The 15,490-nt window shown below is 58.2% G+C and carries 14 protein-coding genes and 1 pseudogene; 8 read left to right on the top strand and 7 right to left on the bottom strand.

Annotation, left to right across the window (positions count from 1 at the left end):
* The first annotated feature begins 9 nt into the window (after window positions 1–9).
* Both FHT86_RS35390 and FHT86_RS35395 read left to right on the top strand, forming a co-directional pair.
* The gene (locus FHT86_RS35390) at window positions 10–891 is read left to right on the top strand and encodes an NmrA family NAD(P)-binding protein (protein WP_133704446.1); all 882 of its coding nucleotides are present in this window, start codon (window positions 10–12) and stop codon (window positions 889–891) included.
* Window positions 892–958: 67 nt separating this feature from the next.
* Complete coding sequence (locus FHT86_RS35395) at window positions 959–1,786, top strand: aldo/keto reductase (protein ID WP_133704447.1); 828 nt, start codon at window positions 959–961, stop codon at window positions 1,784–1,786.
* Between the two features lie 269 nt (window positions 1,787–2,055).
* Here FHT86_RS35395 and FHT86_RS35400 read toward each other — a convergent pair whose 3' ends face one another.
* Window positions 2,056–2,934 carry an aldo/keto reductase gene (locus FHT86_RS35400; protein WP_133704448.1) on the bottom strand — a complete coding sequence of 293 codons (879 nt, stop codon included), beginning with the start codon at window positions 2,932–2,934 and terminating at the stop codon, window positions 2,056–2,058.
* Window positions 2,935–3,009: 75 nt separating this feature from the next.
* Here FHT86_RS35400 and FHT86_RS35405 point away from each other — a divergent pair, with 75 nt between their 5' ends.
* The 5 genes from FHT86_RS35405 (at window position 3,010) to FHT86_RS35425 (ending at window position 7,337) form a co-directional block, all read left to right on the top strand.
* Window positions 3,010–3,447 (top strand): MerR family transcriptional regulator, encoded by a 438-nt coding sequence (locus tag FHT86_RS35405; protein WP_133704449.1) that lies wholly within the window; start codon window positions 3,010–3,012, stop codon window positions 3,445–3,447.
* Window positions 3,448–4,089: 642 nt separating this feature from the next.
* The gene (locus FHT86_RS35410) at window positions 4,090–5,307 is read left to right on the top strand and encodes a phthiocerol/phthiodiolone dimycocerosyl transferase family protein (protein WP_133704450.1); all 1,218 of its coding nucleotides are present in this window, start codon (window positions 4,090–4,092) and stop codon (window positions 5,305–5,307) included.
* A 142-nt stretch (window positions 5,308–5,449) separates the two neighbouring features.
* Entirely contained in the window at window positions 5,450–5,791 is a 342-nt protein-coding gene (locus tag FHT86_RS35415) for a hypothetical protein (RefSeq protein WP_133704451.1), read from the top strand.
* A gap of 934 nt (window positions 5,792–6,725) precedes the next feature.
* On the top strand, window positions 6,726–6,962 hold the full coding sequence (locus FHT86_RS35420; protein ID WP_133704452.1) for a hypothetical protein: 237 nt from the start codon (window positions 6,726–6,728) through the stop codon (window positions 6,960–6,962).
* A gap of 183 nt (window positions 6,963–7,145) precedes the next feature.
* A complete protein-coding gene (locus FHT86_RS35425) occupies window positions 7,146–7,337 on the top strand; it encodes a hypothetical protein (RefSeq protein ID WP_133704453.1) in 192 nt (63 codons plus the stop codon).
* A gap of 298 nt (window positions 7,338–7,635) precedes the next feature.
* Here FHT86_RS35425 and FHT86_RS35430 read toward each other — a convergent pair whose 3' ends face one another.
* The 3 genes from FHT86_RS35430 to FHT86_RS35440 form a co-directional block, all read right to left on the bottom strand.
* Window positions 7,636–7,941: a hypothetical protein gene (locus FHT86_RS35430; protein WP_246779817.1), complete on the bottom strand. Its 306-nt coding sequence runs from the start codon at window positions 7,939–7,941 to the stop codon at window positions 7,636–7,638.
* 183 nt (window positions 7,942–8,124) lie between these two features.
* Window positions 8,125–8,427, bottom strand: a complete 303-nt coding sequence (locus FHT86_RS35435) for a type II toxin-antitoxin system RelE/ParE family toxin (protein ID WP_133704504.1) — start codon at window positions 8,425–8,427, stop codon at window positions 8,125–8,127.
* A 4-nt stretch (window positions 8,428–8,431) separates the two neighbouring features.
* Window positions 8,432–8,683 (bottom strand): type II toxin-antitoxin system ParD family antitoxin, encoded by a 252-nt coding sequence (locus FHT86_RS35440; protein WP_133704454.1) that lies wholly within the window; start codon window positions 8,681–8,683, stop codon window positions 8,432–8,434.
* Window positions 8,684–8,860: 177 nt separating this feature from the next.
* Here FHT86_RS35440 and FHT86_RS35445 point away from each other — a divergent pair.
* A pseudogene (locus FHT86_RS35445) lies at window positions 8,861–9,564 on the top strand (IS6 family transposase).
* A 135-nt stretch (window positions 9,565–9,699) separates the two neighbouring features.
* Here FHT86_RS35445 and FHT86_RS35450 read toward each other — a convergent pair.
* From FHT86_RS35450 to FHT86_RS35460, 3 genes are read right to left on the bottom strand one after another with little or no spacing between them, the layout of a single operon-like run.
* Window positions 9,700–10,989, bottom strand: a complete 1,290-nt coding sequence (locus FHT86_RS35450) for an HlyD family type I secretion periplasmic adaptor subunit (RefSeq protein WP_246779818.1) — start codon at window positions 10,987–10,989, stop codon at window positions 9,700–9,702.
* A gap of 31 nt (window positions 10,990–11,020) precedes the next feature.
* Window positions 11,021–13,717, bottom strand: coding sequence for a cadherin-like domain-containing protein (locus FHT86_RS35455; RefSeq protein WP_133704456.1), 2,697 nt, complete (start codon window positions 13,715–13,717; stop codon window positions 11,021–11,023).
* Between the two features lie 27 nt (window positions 13,718–13,744).
* Window positions 13,745–15,481, bottom strand: a complete 1,737-nt coding sequence (locus tag FHT86_RS35460; protein ID WP_133704457.1) for a type I secretion system permease/ATPase — start codon at window positions 15,479–15,481, stop codon at window positions 13,745–13,747.
* Window positions 15,482–15,490 lie beyond the last annotated feature (9 nt).

Consider the following 15,490-nt stretch of genomic DNA (forward strand, 5'->3'; position numbering starts at 1 on the left):
ACCTCACACATGTTTGCAATCACTGGAATCACCGGCAAAGTCGGCGGTGCACTCGCCCGAACGCTGCTCGCCAACGGTAAAGCCGTGCGGGCGATCGTTCGCGATCAAACAAAGGGCGCTTCGTGGGCGGCTCTCGGCTGCGAGATCGCGATAGCGGAGATGGAAGATGCAAAGGCGCTGTCGGCGGCCTTTGCCGGCGCCGAAGCCGTGTTCATTCTTCCGCCGTCCGAGTTCGACCCCGAACCTGGCTATCCCGAGGCGCAAAAGGTGATCGACAGCGTGGTCACCGCTCTAAAGACGGCACGCCCGAAAAGGGTTCTCTGCCTGTCGACGATCGGCGCCGACGCGACAGAGGACAATCTGCTGTCTCAGCGCACGATGTTGGAAGAGGCCCTCGATAAAATTGAGTTGCCCGTGACGTTCCTGCGTCCTGCCTGGTTCATGGAAAACGCTTTGTGGGATGTCGCCACCGCACGCGATTCGGGAGTCCTCCACAGCTTCCTTCAGCCGTCCGACAAGAAGTTTCCGATGATCGCAACAAAGGACATCGGCATCCTGGCGGCAGAGCTGATCCAGGAGGATTGGACCGGAAAACGCGTTGTCGAACTAGAGGCCGCTCAGCGTGTATCGCCGAACGATTTGGCGCGTGCCTTCGAAGGCGCGCTCAACCGGCCGGTCAAGGTCGAGATCGTCAAGCGCGATACCTGGGAGGAACTATTTCTTTCTCAGGGCATGAAGAATCCGATGCCGCGCATTCGCATGCTCGACGGCTTCAACGAAAGCTGGATCGACTTCAAGGACGGAGGTCGGTCGTCGACGAAGGGTGCGACATCCCTGCAGCAGGTCGTGGCGGCGCTGGTGGCCGGGGCCAATACCGACGATCGCGCCTAAGAAGAGGATCAAGATGCGGGCGGATGCACCGCCTGCATCGGCAGCCAGTGCAGAAGGAGAAGACTCGATGGACATGATCGAAACGCAAGATGTCAGGATCCCGAGGCTCGGCCTCGGTACATTCCGGATGCCGGGCCTCAGTGCGCAGCCGGCGGTCGAAAGCGCGCTTTCGCTCGGATACCGGCATATCGATACTGCGGCGATGTATGAGAATGAAGCGGCGGTCGGCACGGCGATCGCAGACTCGGGCATTCATCGCCGCGAACTCTTCGTGACGACCAAGGTCTGGCACGACCAACTCGCTCCGGACGCACTGCACCGGGCTTTCGCGACGAGCCTCGAAAAGCTGAAGATGGATTATGTTGATCTCTTTCTCGTCCATTGGCCTTCGGCAGACATGGACATTGCGGCGACCCTAACCGCGATGGAGCGTCTTCGTGAACACGGCTATGCGCGAGCGATCGGTGTCTGCAATTTCAACATGCCGATGATCAGACGCGCTGTGGAGGAGATACAGGCTCCTATCGCCGTTCATCAGATCGAGTATCATCCCTATCTGTCGCAGGCGCCGATGCTGCAGTACCTGCGTGCCAAGAATATCGCGCTGACAGCCTATGCGCCGCTGGCACAGGGGCGGGCTGCAAGCGACCCTATCCTTCAGTCGATTGGCCGGAAACACAACGTTAGTGGCTCGCAAGTCGCAATTGCTTGGCTCCTCGGCCAGGAAGGGGTGATCGCCATTCCGAAGGCTGCGCGAGCCGAAACCCAGAAGGCCAATCTGGAGGCAGCGTCGATCCGGCTGGATGAGGAAGACAGGGCACTGATCGCCTCCCTGCCCAAGAATCAGCGGTTCGTCAATCCGTCGTTTGCGTGCGACTGGAACGCCAGCGACTGAGGTTGGGCGGTTATTCGTCTGAGCGGCGGTAACGCTCAACATGGATCGCAAGCTTCTATTTGGGTCAGTCGAATGCTAACAGCTCACTCCTTCGCAGCCAGGAAAACAACATCTTGGCTGCGCGCCCTGATACTGCTGGGCGGAACATCGAAACGAAATACCGCAAGGTACTGCCGAGCGCTCGCAACGTGGCTGCGTCGCACTGACTTACAGACCAGCTCCGCGCCCGAATGTAGCAATCGAACTGGTTTGTCCGAATGAAAGCTTAGCTAGCTCTGATTGCCGACCATCAGTTCGAGTGCATCGATATCTGCCGCTGACAGCTCCACATCAAGGGCTCCGATATTTTGTTCGAGATGTTCAATCGATGACGTCCCGGGAATGAGAATGATCGACGGTGATTTTTGCAACAGCCACGCAAGCGCGACTTGCGCAGTGGTCGCCCCGCAACGCTTGGCTATATCATGCATCGCCTCTGATCTGGCCAGGTGCCCGGAATGTAGAGGCCAGAACGGAATGAAGGCGATCATGTTCTGTTCACAGTAAGCAAGCACGTCCTCATGCATGCGTGTGACGAGATTATAGACGTTTTGCACCGTCGCAATCTCAAGCACAGACCGCGCGCGCTCGATTTCCTCCACACCAACTTCCGAAAGGCCAACATGACGGATCTTACCTTCGTCGCGAAGGGCGCGGAAGACGCCCATGGTCTCCTCGATAGGAATCACCGGATCAATCCGATGGAGTTGGTAAAGATCGATGCATTCAAGCTTCAGCTTGCGTAGGCTGCCTTCGACTGCACCCCGGATGTGGCGTTCAGAGCCATTCATGGAAATGCCAGGATTTTCCCGCGTCGCAGGGCCAGCGCGAACCAAGCCCCCCTTCGTGCCGATGACGAGGCCTGCGGGATAGGGGTAGAGAGCGTCGCGGATGGTCCGTTCGTTGTCATCGGGGCCATAAACATCTGCGGTGTCGATGAAGTTTACGCCGAGTTCGATCGCCCGGCGGAGCACAGCGCGCGCATTGTCTTCGTCGTCAGGCGGTCCCCATACCCCAGGCCCGGTCAACTGCATTGCGCCGTAACCCATCCGACAGACAGGCAGCTCCCCGCCAATTTTGAACTTGGCGCTTTTTGTCACCATTCCCATTGTTATTTCCTTTGACATGAAAAGATGACAGTTCTTGTAAGTGTGGAGCATAGTCCCTAGTCAACAGGAAAAGCGATGCTGATTTCAGAGTTCACACTTGCAGCCGGCCTTAGCCGGGATACAATCCGTTTCTACGTGCGCTTAGGCCTCCTTCAGCCGCAAACAACCGCCAAAGGCGGGCGCCGCCCTTACCAACTGTTCTCCGCTGAGGACGTTCAGGCCGCTCGGATAATCCGTATTGCGCAGTCACTTGGTATGTCGCTTAAGGAGATCGCAGGCATCGCCAAGGCGCGGCGTGAAGGCCGTATGACCCGCGAGCGCAGCGTCCAAGTGCTCCGCGGACAATTGGATCTGCTTGAAAAAAAAGCACAGCAATTACAGGCAATGGTCGCATACTTGCGCGATAAGATCATCTGGGTGGAGAGCGGGGAAACAGAATCAATGGCAGATTTCGGCCGCTATCTGTCCGATGCACTCCATGAACCGGTTATGGACGCTAGAAGCAAGTCGTGAAGCGGTCGTCTTGGCGGTGCCGCATCTTTTTATTTGCGACTGCAAGCTGTCATTGCGCGCTTCCAGCTGACAACACGCGTTGGAAGACGTCTGACGGAAAAGGCAACAACAACTGCTCAGTGATCGCTCACGAGCTGGAAGTGGTCCTTACGGGACCACACGTATGATTGCAGTGAGACCTCGGACGATCTGGACCAGAGGCACTCCCAACCCGCAACCTCTCCTTGGCTTCCATAGACCGCCAATCGGTAGCTGCACGCCAGGTTTGGCGTCTTGTTCAACACGAACAGTATCCAAAGCTAATTCCTGTGTTCATCGGAAGTCGCCTTTGGAGGTCAAACTTCGAAGAAGAGCGATGACCAACTGTCACGGTCGTTGTGACGTAAAGGCGTTCGGAACGCGGGGACAGTAGGATTATACGATTTAGGTCAGGAAGCGCACTTCGGGTCCCGAAAGTGGGCACGAGCAGCGTCTCTACCACAATGAATCCGTGATCGCTGACGCTATGGAGGTCAGCGCTGTATCAGGCGCCATGTCCCAAGCGTGGGCTTTCGGCGGCGAGGCGTCACCGTGTCAACTTCAATCCAAGTAGCTTCTTACGGCCGACAAAAATCAAATCATTAGAACGAAAAGGATAGCGTTTTGGATACCGATTTCGACGTTGTGCGACCGCTAGGCGTCATTGAGGAGTTCTTCTGGCTCTTCGATCATAGCTGTCCCAAGCATTTCTGCATCGTCGCGGAGATAAAAGGACAAACTCTCGTGACTGATTGGAGGGCGGCTGTGGATGCATTGCAGGCGCGTCATCCGATGCTATCTGTTTCGATCGATTCCACGCGACAGCGAGTGCCCCATTTCTACAAAGGCTCCCGACGCCCCATCCCGCTGCGCGTCGCGCCTTCTGGAACAACCTGGGAGCGAGAAGCGGAACGTGAGATCAGTACGCTGTTTGATCCGACGGAGGGGCCGCTTGCTCGCGTGGTGTTGATCCATGAGCTTGAGAAGTCCTTCGTTCTGCTGGTCACCCATCACGCGATTGCTGATGGCTTGTCATCGATCTTTATGCTGCGGGATTTGCTTTCGGCAATTTCGGGGCAGCTACTGGATCCCTATGAATTCCCGCCCTCGATCGACCAGAAATTGGGTGTTCCTACACGACCATCATCGGCGCCTGGCAAGAAATTCTCGCACACGCTCGCTGTCGAATGCCTGAAAAAGCCTGTACACGTAACAAGCCTCGTCCTCAAACCTGAGACGACCAACCTACTTCGCGAGCGTGCTCGTCTTGAAAGGACCACTGTACACGGTATCGTTTGTGCCACAGCAACTTTGGCAGGGCGCAGCATTGACCCAACGTGGCGCGACGGTGCGGTAAGCATCTTTTCTCCGGTGGACCTTCGTAAACTACTAGGGCTAAACGACGAGTGCGTTGTTGCAATAGCAAAAGCTTCAACGGTGATCGAACCCAACGCACCTGACGATGCGTGGGAGATGGCTAGATCAGTCACGGCTTCCTTAGTTCCGCTGAAGACGCTTGAGGGCGGAGCCCCCGTCTTCAGCGCGGTCTATGAGGCAATGTCGACTGACATGGATGAAGCTGATGGCGCTCGTTTCAACGCAGACGCCTTCTCCGAAACCATGCTCGTCTCCAATCTTGGGCAGGTTCCGTATTCATCTACGATCGGGAATCTGACGATCGAGGCCCTTTGGGCACCGGTGGTCCTTCGAGGCCACGATGCGGAGCAAACCATTGGCGTCTCAAGCATCAACGGCGCGCTGCATCTCGTCCATTCCAGCTGGTACCCACTGCCCGGCTTCTTAGAAGAAATCGAGCACAGACTGCAAAACGCATCGGTTTGATCTCGACACGCCCAAAAGACTTCGATGATGTTGCGGCCAGCGGCGTTACTGAAAACTCAGCATTGACGCCTCAATTAAAAAGACTCCATCAATCGATCGAGCTTTTCGGCGGTGGTTATCGTAAATTCAGGCGGAGATGAGAATGACAATGTTGACTAGGACACTAGTAGGATTGTTGGTGCTGGGGGCTGCGGGTCACACGATCGGGTCGCTCAAGTTTTACAAGGGTCAGCCGCATGCGTTGTTTTGGGCGCTCTGCGTATCGGTTCTCATTGTTGTTGTGGCCGCGATGAATTGGCTGCGAGCCGATCGACCCCAGGACCTCGGGCTGGCTTGGGTGACGGCAGCAGCCACACTGGCCTACGCAGGAATTTCTATCAGCTTCGGATTTCTGATCGGCAACCCGATGGACTGGCGAGCCTTATCCTTTGCCGCTATCTCTTTGGCTTTGACGGGGCTCAGCCTCCGCACTGCCTTGAGTTGATGCCGTCGTTCAATTTGCTCCAAGCAACCCGACCCTGTAACAAGGCAGACGGTGACGACCGCTGGCCTTTATTTTGCCGGCCTGCCTTTTGCGATCTCGCGACGATCGGGCACAATACCGGCAATCGCGGGGGAATCAGCCCAGTTGGTCAAGGATATCCAGCGTCGTTTAGACCCCTGCCTCAACTAAGAAACCGCATATTCTAAACATCGTTTCCTCCCGGAACGGCAATGCTGCGATTGTAGACCAATATTATGCGTGGAACCCCCGTCCTGAAAACAAGGCAGAGGACTGCACCCACCGACGCACCGAAAGGTCCCGCGAATTTTTGGGGTAGTTCGCAATAGGTTGTGGCAGGTATCCACCGATGTCGGCAAGCCCTATGAGGCCGATCCGGCCAATCGCACGTTGATAGACATGTCTAGATGGAAGAGATGCATCGGACGTTGGTGCGCGGATCGTTAATCGCGTCGTCGTGGGCGGGTGGCAGGCTCAATAACTGGACTTTCCAACGCTGCCTTTCAAACACAACTCCGCCCACCTCCATCGCATTGGCAAGATGACAAACTCGGGCGGAGTATGAAGGCTTGCCTTCGGCTGCGGCGCAGCCTGACACTGTGGATGACCGCGAAAGCCTTGTCGTCGTGGCAGGCACCGAAGCGCACAACGCGCGTCGGCCGGATCGGGGGCTGACTGTTGGTGCCAGTGTCGCATCTCTAACTGGCTGGCGACGCCGCACCTCTGCCGTTCGCTGACCTGACGAAATAGCCACTCATCACCAGATGTCGCGCCAGCGCGCCCGCTGCTATAACGAACGCATAGACAAGATCGAGAGAACGCAATGCACCAGGTATCCTTCGTCTTCAACGTGAAAGGCGCCTACGATCGCAACCACGCCGCTATGCTGGGACCAGCCCCGCGAGAGGAAAACCGGATGACCACGCGCAACGACGTCTACAATCACCTCGGTGAGGCTTTGCACTCGGCACTACCAGAAGACGGCTCGGCCGAGATTGGCATGGATCCCAACAAGCTGTTTCTGCGCATGGGCGGCCAGGTGTTTGCTATCACGGTCGAGGAGAAGCAGCAGTTCGCCAAAACGGAAGATCCTGTCCGGGCGGCGATGAATTTCATGACCACTCTTCCCTACCCTTTTCGGAGCGGACGATGAGCGACACCGGTAGTCCGGACGCTTTCATCTGTGATAAGCTCGAGCCATGGTTTTCCGACTGGACTAACGAAATGAATGATTCCGTTAGAATAAGCCTTGACCTCATCCACGACCGAAAAGGATCAACACAGATTCCGGCTAGTCATAACAGAGGGTGGGGAACGAGAACGGGTTATTCTCGATATGCCGGATTTCGTCCGCGTGCTCATTGAGACCGGCGTGGTCGTATCCTTTGAAGAGTTCGGTAAACTATTGCTGGATCTGCACCGCGGCAAAACTAGAGTATTCGCTGTGCCGACCACCACGGGCGGCATCCTATCCATCGTGAAGGAGAACGCCGAGGACGGCATCGCTCCAACTGGTAGGCTACAATAAGCCATCTCGACGAGATTCCACATAACCGCTAGCCCTTGGACATCCGGAACGTAAGTGGAACGAGCTATGATCAGGACGTCCATTCCTTAAGACTAGGGGCGAAAACGGTCGGGATGGGATTGTCCCAGGTATACTCGACTACGCAGATGGTCGGGGGGCATCTACTCATTTCCAGTGAGCCAGGAACCGGAACCACGGTCGATCTCCTGTTTCCATCGATCGCAGTTGGCTGCAGGCCGCCATGTTGTCCTCGGATAGGGCGAGTAACCCCACCAGGGCAAGGGCCACAACGCTCTCGTCAGCATTTGCAGATTTCAACCGCGTAAACCGGGTAGGAGTACTGCGGCATGTCGAGCACGAGGTGGAGTTGCCCCGCCGCTGTATGCTCCTCCGCGCTCATCCTGAAATAGCCGGAGCCGCCGCTCGCAAGAACATAGCTAAGCGCCAAGGAACCGAGATCGAAGGAAAGGTAGGGTGTGACATCCGAGAAATTGAGATCGTGATGTAGCACGAAATCCGCCCCCCAATCCATGTAAATGTAGCTAGCCACCTCGGCACCCTCCGCTCCGGAGTCGGTTGTCGCAAGCACAAGCTTTTCTTCCATGAGCAAATCGATTTTGAGGCCGGGCGATGTTGGGGCGCATACATAATTGCCACATCGACTGTCCCCGAAGCCGCCACGGCCGACACCCGCGCCGATTCCGACACTTGGTAGGGCATGGGATCTCAAGAGCGCCACGCATGGTTCCCACGGGCAGTCAGGTATATCCACAAAATTTCCGTGAATCTAGAATTCGAAGTCCTGGGGTTTGATATCTCGCGCGCCATGCATGACGCGGAGAACCACAATCCTGTCAGGATAAGATCGGTAATAAATGCATCGCTGCCGATAAGGGTAAGCGCGCAAACCTTCCGAAATATGGTCGCGCGGAGAGCCCGTGAAATCCACTTCCGCGATCCAGGATATTTTTGCGGTTAGATCAGCAAGGAACTCCAGCGCATAGTGCGGGCTGCTCTCGGCGATGTAGCGTCGGATGCCTCGCAAGTCGGCGAGAGCAAGCGGAGCGATAACAAGTGCTTTCGTGTTAATCGTCTCAGCCTTCGTTCATCACGTCATTGAACAAGTCCCTACCATTGGCGTACCGCTTGCCAAGACCAGCATCGATTTCAGCATCTGCCGCCTGAATGTCGTTACGAAGCGAACGCATCTTGATTTCGTAGTCGGCCAGCATGCGGATGCCGGCACGCACAGCTTCGGTTTCCGTACCGAAGCGCCCATTTTTCACGAGGTCGGATAGGATGCCATCATAGTTGTCACCCAACGAAAATGTCTTTGCTCTCGCCATGTCAACGCTCCTTGTTAGGAGGCAGTTTACATCAAAAAGCAATACTTTTACAATACTTTTACAGGTGAGGTCTTGCCTCAGATACCGGGCGATCAAAAGCCGCCAGACGGATGTAATCTCCGCTGGGCGATGTCACGGTAATTCCTTGTAAGGAGCGGCTGCGATAGACGCGCGAGCATGAACACTTCGCCAGTCAGCTACAAGCGCCATCGCTTCCCACCCCACATCATCGCCCACGCGGTCTGGCTCTACTTTCGGTTTCCGCTGAGCCTGCGCCTTGTCGAGGAATTGCTGCTGGAGCGCGGCATTGTCGTGTCCTATGAAACGATCCGCCGGTGGGGAAGAAATTCGGCCCGGATTATGCGCGTCGCCTTAGCCGCAAGAAGCCCAGCGGGAATGATGTGTGGCATCTGGACGAGGTCGTCATCACCATTGCCGGCAGGAAACACTGGCTATGGCGGGCCGTCGATCAAGACGGGTATGTGCTTGACGAAATCGTCCAGAACCGCCGCAATACCAAGGCTGCTAGACGATTACTGACCCGCCTTCTGAAGAAGCAGGGTATTGCACCGAAGCGGTTGATCAGTGACAAGTTGCGCTCCTATGGAGCAGCTCGGCGACAGGTCATGCCGCACGTCCAACACCGATCCCACAAGGGTCTGAACAACCGGGCCGAGAATTCTCATGTGCCGTTGCGAAAACGGCAGCGGATGATGCAAGGCTTTCGATCACCGGGAGGCCTTCAGCGCTTCGTCTCTGTCTTCTCCGCTGTCCGTAACCTCTTCGTCCCACCCCGCGCGCAACGCTCCGCATTCCAAAACCGCATTCACCGCATCCATGCGATCGGAGAATGGATAGCTGCGGCCGGAGCCCCGGCCTGAGATCAATCCTCAAGGCAGAACGTCTCCCGCGCAACTGAATTCAAGTTAAGGTGACATCGCCATGCAAGGGCTTGTCATAGTCGAACGACCAGCCCGGCTGAACGTTCTGACAAACTGCCCGCGACCAAACTATGTCTAGTCCTCTCGGAAGGCGCGCATCATTTGGTCGGTAAACGGCTTTGTCAGATAAGATAGGGCGCTGCGCTCCTCGGTCTGCACGTAAACCTCGACCGGCATTCCCGGCATGAGTTCCCGGCTGCCCAGCTCTGTAACATCATCCAGCGACAGCGTTGCAAGATAGAAAGGCTGACCTGTCGCTCGGTCGACGGTCGTAGCGGCCGCGACGACCTCGACACTGCCGTTCACTTCCGGTGTCGTGCGTTGATTGAACGCCGTAAACCGCATGCGCGCCGACAGTCCTGGCGCAATCCGGTCGATATCGACAGGGGCAACACGAATTTCTACGTTCATGTCCTCGCTCTGCGGCGCAATGGACATGACCGTCGCGCCGGCGCCGATGATACCGCCGATGGTGTGGATCTGGACGTCGTAGACCAAGCCATCGACCGGCGCGCGAACCTCCATGCGCGACAGCCGATCACGAGCCGCCACTTCGCGCTCTCGCAGCTCGGCGATTTTCGATTCGATGCCGACGATCTCCGTTTGCGCTTCCTTTCGCGTATTCTGATCGATGGACAGAAGTTTCATCTGCGTCTCGCTGATCTGACCTTCGGCCTCGGCGATACGGGCGGCGAGTTCCCCTCTCGCCCCGTCGATACGAGCCATCTGGCGGAGCAGATCGCGCTGTTGGGAGATGGGCACAAGCCCGTTTTTCAGCAGGCGCTCCATCTTTGCCAGTTCCTGTTTGACGATCGCACCTTCGCGATCGTTCGATTCTCCCTGCGCCTGAAATCCTTTGACCTGCTCCTGCAACTGAGCCGCTTGCAGGCGGAGTTGCTCGCGCTGATTCGAGAGCATCCGGCGATTTTCTTCGAACAATTTGGTCTCACTTGCGATCAACGCCGGCGGCAGGTGCCAGCCGGAAAAATCGATGCGATCCGCTCCATCGCGCTCCGCTGCCAGCCGGGCGCCCATTCCCATAAGCTGCTGCAACTGTGTTTGGACGATTGCCAGTTCCACGCGGGTCTGCGTTTCGTCGAGCCTCAGGAGCACGTCGCCCTTGCGGACGGCATCGCCATTGCGAACCAGGATTTCGGAGACGATGCCGCCATCGCGATGCTGGATCATTTTGACCTGCTGCGAGACGATAACCTGCCCCTGCGCGATGACAGCTCCCGAGAGTTTGGCTTGCGCTGCCCATCCCCCGACGCCGAAGACCAAAGCCCCGGCAAGTACCGCGGAAAAGCATACCCTGGCGGAGATGCCGAACTGGTCCCTCGGTTTCGTGCGATTGTTCTCTTCCATAATCAGGCCCCCAAGATCGTTAACACGTATTTCAGCCACGGCCGGTCGGCTCATCGGCAACGGATTCAAGTGCCGCGAGAATGAAGTCCTGTTCCGTCAGTTCGTGACGTCCATAGAGCAGGATCTCGATGTCCTGATCCCGCTCCAGGTCTATGATTGCCTTCACGACTGTCCGCTCGCCGTCATCGAATTTTTGATGATAGAAGGTCACGCTTTTAACATGGGCTTCGTCGGCCTGTTCCAGCAGGCTTCGAAAGACGAGGCCGCCCACACCGGATGCCAATTCGGACAGATCGATCCGGTCGCCGACGCCGAAATCCCTGATTTCGTCGCGCCCGCGCTCTTCATTCACAATGGCTTCCACGCTGCGGAAAACAAAGACGTCGGCGTCGCCGCCGCCGGCAAGGAAGTTGACGGCATTGCTGGCAACGATCGTGTCTGCCCCGCTCCCGCCGATTGCCGCTTCTATGCTTTCGAGCTGATCGATGCCGATATCGCAGCCCGTTGCCGTGCCGCGATCGAGATCGATGACGACAGCCTGCAAAAGATCGGAAGCGTCATAGGTGTCGCACCCCTCTCCGCCGTCATAGCGATCCGCGCCGTCATTGCCGCCCTCCCCAGCGGCAACCACCGCGACGATGACGGTGTCGTTTCCGGCATCGCCCCAGGCAACATCGTCGCCAGCGCCTCCAATCAATATGTCGTCGCCGCCACGGCCGCTGAGCCTGTCATCGCCGTCCCCGCCGGCAAGAAGGTTAGCCTGGGCGTTACCGCGAAGCAAATCATCGTCATTGCCGCCAAGAACTGCTTCGAAGCCATGGACGCGATCCGAACCGATTTCCGCGCCATCGGCAAATTCGGCTTCAAGATCCGCGAGGACTTCCTGAACCAGTGCAGTCAGGTCGAGCGTATCGAAACCCTCTCCCCCCGAATAAACATCGTCGCCGTCATCATGATCACCGTCGCAATCGCCGCTATCTCGGGCGGTGGCCACCACGATGTCGTCACCCGCGCCGCCGGCTATGACATCGTCCCCGTCCCCGCCCGTCAGCACATCGTCGCCGGCTGCTCCGTCAAAATTATTTGCCTCCGCATTGCCCGTCAGCACATCCGCGCTGGCGCCACCGACGGCGCCCTCGATACCGTCCAGCCTGTCGCTGCCGATATCCTCGCCGACTGCCGTCCCGGCGCTGAGGTCTATGGTGACCGCATTCGTCGCGGCTGCGGCATCGAGGAGGTCAAAGCCCTCGCCGCCGGAATAGACATCATTTCCGTCCGAGGGTTGCACTCCGGCGCCCCGCGCTTCTTCGCCGGCAAGACCCGCCAGAAGCATATCGTCACCGGCGCCGGCCACCACTGCATCGTCGCCACCGCCGCCGACCAGCACATCGTGTCCACCGCCGCCGTCGAGAAGATCGTTACCCGCTTCTCCGTAGAGCATGTCGTTGCCGCTATCGCCGAAGAGCTGGTCCGCGCCGCTGCCGCCATGAAGGACGTCATCGCCCGCCCCCGCGATCAGGATGTCATCACCCTCATCACCGAAGAGCTGGTCGTTCCCCTCCCCGCCAAAAAGGACATCGTTTCCCTTGCCGCCAAAGAGGTGATCATGCCCGTCGTCGCCATAGAGCACATCGTTACCATCGCCGCCGATCACGTGGTCGTCCCCGTCACCGGCAACAAGAATGTCGTCCGATTCCCGGCCATGGATCGTGTCGTTGCCGTCAAGCCCGACAATGATGTCTTCCTGCGGCGTCCCAAGCAGCATGTCGTCGTCGCTCGTGCCCATCAGTTCGCGCGGCGGATGCTTGAGGAGGTTTAGGAACGCCTTTGTAGCGACCGTGCCATGGCCATCGGAAACACCGTAGGAAAAGCTTACCTCGCCGACGTAACCGCGCTCGGGCGTGTATATCCATGCGTTGTCGCCATAGGCTCGGATCGTACCACTAGAGACGCCGAGGTTCTTTACCGCCAGTGTGTCTCCGTCCGGATCGCGCGTCATTGCCAGGAGATCGTCCAGCATAATGATAACGGAGAGATTCATCAGCCCATTGGCGAGGAGAGTCCTCCCAAGCACATATGGAAAGCGGTTGACGCGCAGCGGCGCATCATCCCCGTCGTCTTCGGCAACGGTTGGGAACGGACTTTCGCCGTCTCCGATCGGCGGCTCAAACAGTCCAACGCCGCTCGCCGGCGTCTTATCGCCACCGGGTAAGCCGGTCCTCGGACCCTGGACTGGCGGATGCGAGCCACCGCCTTGCGAGCCGATCGGCGGGAATTCGAAACTATCGCTGCGATCGATGACGCCGAGATCGTTGTCGTTGGCGTTGCCTGCCCGGAACGTGCGGCTGTCGGCCGCGAGGCCGCCGGTATCGGCAAAGCCGACGCGAACGGAAGCAAGGCGCTTCTCACGGTCTTCTTCAATTCCACCGAATATCGATTGCGCTGCCATTTCGTGAAGAAATGCGGCAACCTCTTCGATCACCTCGATATCCGAACTCGTCTCTTCGACAGCTGCCGCGGGATTTTCCGGCTCTGCGGGCGCCTGCTTTTCAACCTCGGGCTGATCTGCCTGCATCTTGCCTAAGACGGCGCCCAACGCTCCCAAAAGGACGACCGGAAAGAGCAGCGTGGTCCTGCGCCTCTCCTTCCCCTCGGCAATTTGATATTTCGTCAAGGGAGCGATCGCCGCCTGTGCGTCCGGCAACTCCAGAACCAGCTTCTTGTCCATTGCGGCCTCCCCTCGCCCGGTTCCTTGTTACTCGCCGACCATCGACTTTTGGCGCTCGATGCCTGTCGTCTTTTCGACCACGAGCGGACGCGCCTTTGGCGGCTGGATGATCTGCTCCTTGGGACCAAAGGCCGTCAGCCGTCCTCCCTGCACGAGCCCGACCATGTCGACCGCCTGCAGCGCGCTTGGCCGGTGAGCGACGATCACGACGATGCCCCCGCGTTCGCGCACCGCCGTGATCGCCTTGGTCAGCGCTTCTTCGCCTTCGGCGTCGAGATTGGAGTTCGGCTCGTCCAGGATGATCAGGAAGGGATCACCATACAGCGCGCGCGCGAGCGCGATGCGCTGGCGCTGGCCGGCCGAAAGCGCCGTGCCGTGCGGACCGAGCTCGGTCTGATAGCCGTCCCGGAGATGCACGACCATTTCATGGATGCCGGCGGTCTTTGCGGCCTGGATGATCTTCCGGGCATCCGGAATCTCGGCAAAGCGCGAAATATTGTCGGCGATCGTGCCATCCATCAACGCCACGTCCTGCGGAAGATAACCAACATGATCGCGGTAGAAGCTTTCAGGCCATTGCCGGAGATCTGCGCCGTCGATACGGATCGAGCCGCGCAGCACCGGCCAGATGCCGAGAATGCTGCGGGCGAGAGTGGTCTTGCCGCCGCCGCTCGGCCCGATAAGTCCCAATGCCTGGCCGGCTTTGAGTTCCAGACTGACCTCGCTCACGAGAACGGCACCGCTGGCCGGAGCGACGGTGGTGATATTGTCGACCGTCAAGCTGTGCTGTGGTGCCGGAAGATCGATAACGCCCGTCTTGTCCTTCAGGACCGCAAGCGTTTCGTTCACCCGGCGATAGCTGCGTCGGGCTGCGACCACGCCCTTCCATTGAGCAATCGCCTGATCGACCGGCGCCAAGGCTCGCGCCGTCACGATGGACGAGGCGATGATGGAGCCGGCGGAGAGATCCCCGCGTATGGCAAGGTATGCACCTAGCCCCAGGATCGCCGACTGCAGCATCATGCGCAGCACCTTCGAAAGGCCAGACAAAGTGCCGCCGATATCCGACGTCTTGGTCTGACATTCGAGATGCCGTGTGTTTGCCCGCTCGAAGCGCTCGACGGCTCGACGCGTCATGCCCATGGCATGGAGCACATCGCTGTTGCGCGCATTGGAGTCCATCACCGAATTGCGGGTCACGGACACCTTGATCATCGATTGCGCGTGGTGACGGGTGAGTAACTCCGCCACAAGCGTCAACATCGCGAGGACGAGCGCTCCGCCGAGCGTCAACATGCCCAGCATGGGATGCAGCAGCCAGACGAAGACGAGATAGACAGGTATCCAGGGTAGATCGAAGAGGGCGACGGGGCCTTGGCCGGCTAGGAACCCCCGCAGCGTATCGACATCGCGGCCGCGCTCGGCCGCTTCCGCTGTGGAATAGCCGTAACGCGGCATCTCGATGACGACTTCATGGGCCAGCGGCGCAAGTTGCGTATCGATCCTCGCCCCCAGCCTCACCAGGATCTGCGAGCGCATGATGTCGAAGATCCCTTGAAACAGGTAGAGGCCGATCGCAAGGACCGACAAGGCGAGGAGCGTCGAGAGGCTGCCGCTCGTCAGCGCACGATCGTAGATTTGCAGCATGTAGAACGCGCCCGTAAGCGCAAGGATGTTGATGATGCCGGACAATCCGAACAGATAGACAAAAATGCCGCGCAGACCCTCGATCTTGTGTTGCGGCGCTGCTTTCTTCCTGACCATGATACCCTC

Source organism: Rhizobium sp. BK313 (genome assembly GCF_014193655.1).
Classification (GTDB): Bacteria; Pseudomonadota; Alphaproteobacteria; order Rhizobiales; family Rhizobiaceae; genus Rhizobium.

Excerpts from the sequence above, each read along its gene's own strand:
- FHT86_RS35430 (WP_246779817.1), bottom strand. The coding sequence starts at position 7,941 with ATGGAAGAAAAGCTTGTGCTTGCGACAACCGACTCCGGAGCGGAGGGT.
- FHT86_RS35455 (WP_133704456.1), bottom strand. The coding sequence starts at position 13,717 with ATGGACAAGAAGCTGGTTCTGGAGTTGCCGGACGCACAGGCGGCGATC.
- FHT86_RS35460 (WP_133704457.1), bottom strand. The coding sequence starts at position 15,481 with ATGGTCAGGAAGAAAGCAGCGCCGCAACACAAGATCGAGGGTCTGCGC.
- FHT86_RS35395 (WP_133704447.1), top strand. The coding sequence starts at position 959 with ATGGACATGATCGAAACGCAAGATGTCAGGATCCCGAGGCTCGGCCTC.
- FHT86_RS35440 (WP_133704454.1), bottom strand. The coding sequence starts at position 8,683 with ATGGCGAGAGCAAAGACATTTTCGTTGGGTGACAACTATGATGGCATC.
- FHT86_RS35390 (WP_133704446.1), top strand. The coding sequence starts at position 10 with ATGTTTGCAATCACTGGAATCACCGGCAAAGTCGGCGGTGCACTCGCC.
- FHT86_RS35405 (WP_133704449.1), top strand. The coding sequence starts at position 3,010 with ATGCTGATTTCAGAGTTCACACTTGCAGCCGGCCTTAGCCGGGATACA.
- FHT86_RS35425 (WP_133704453.1), top strand. The coding sequence starts at position 7,146 with ATGCCGGATTTCGTCCGCGTGCTCATTGAGACCGGCGTGGTCGTATCC.
- FHT86_RS35420 (WP_133704452.1), top strand. The coding sequence starts at position 6,726 with ATGACCACGCGCAACGACGTCTACAATCACCTCGGTGAGGCTTTGCAC.
- FHT86_RS35400 (WP_133704448.1), bottom strand. The coding sequence starts at position 2,934 with ATGGGAATGGTGACAAAAAGCGCCAAGTTCAAAATTGGCGGGGAGCTG.
- FHT86_RS35415 (WP_133704451.1), top strand. The coding sequence starts at position 5,450 with ATGACAATGTTGACTAGGACACTAGTAGGATTGTTGGTGCTGGGGGCT.
- FHT86_RS35450 (WP_246779818.1), bottom strand. The coding sequence starts at position 10,989 with ATGGAAGAGAACAATCGCACGAAACCGAGGGACCAGTTCGGCATCTCC.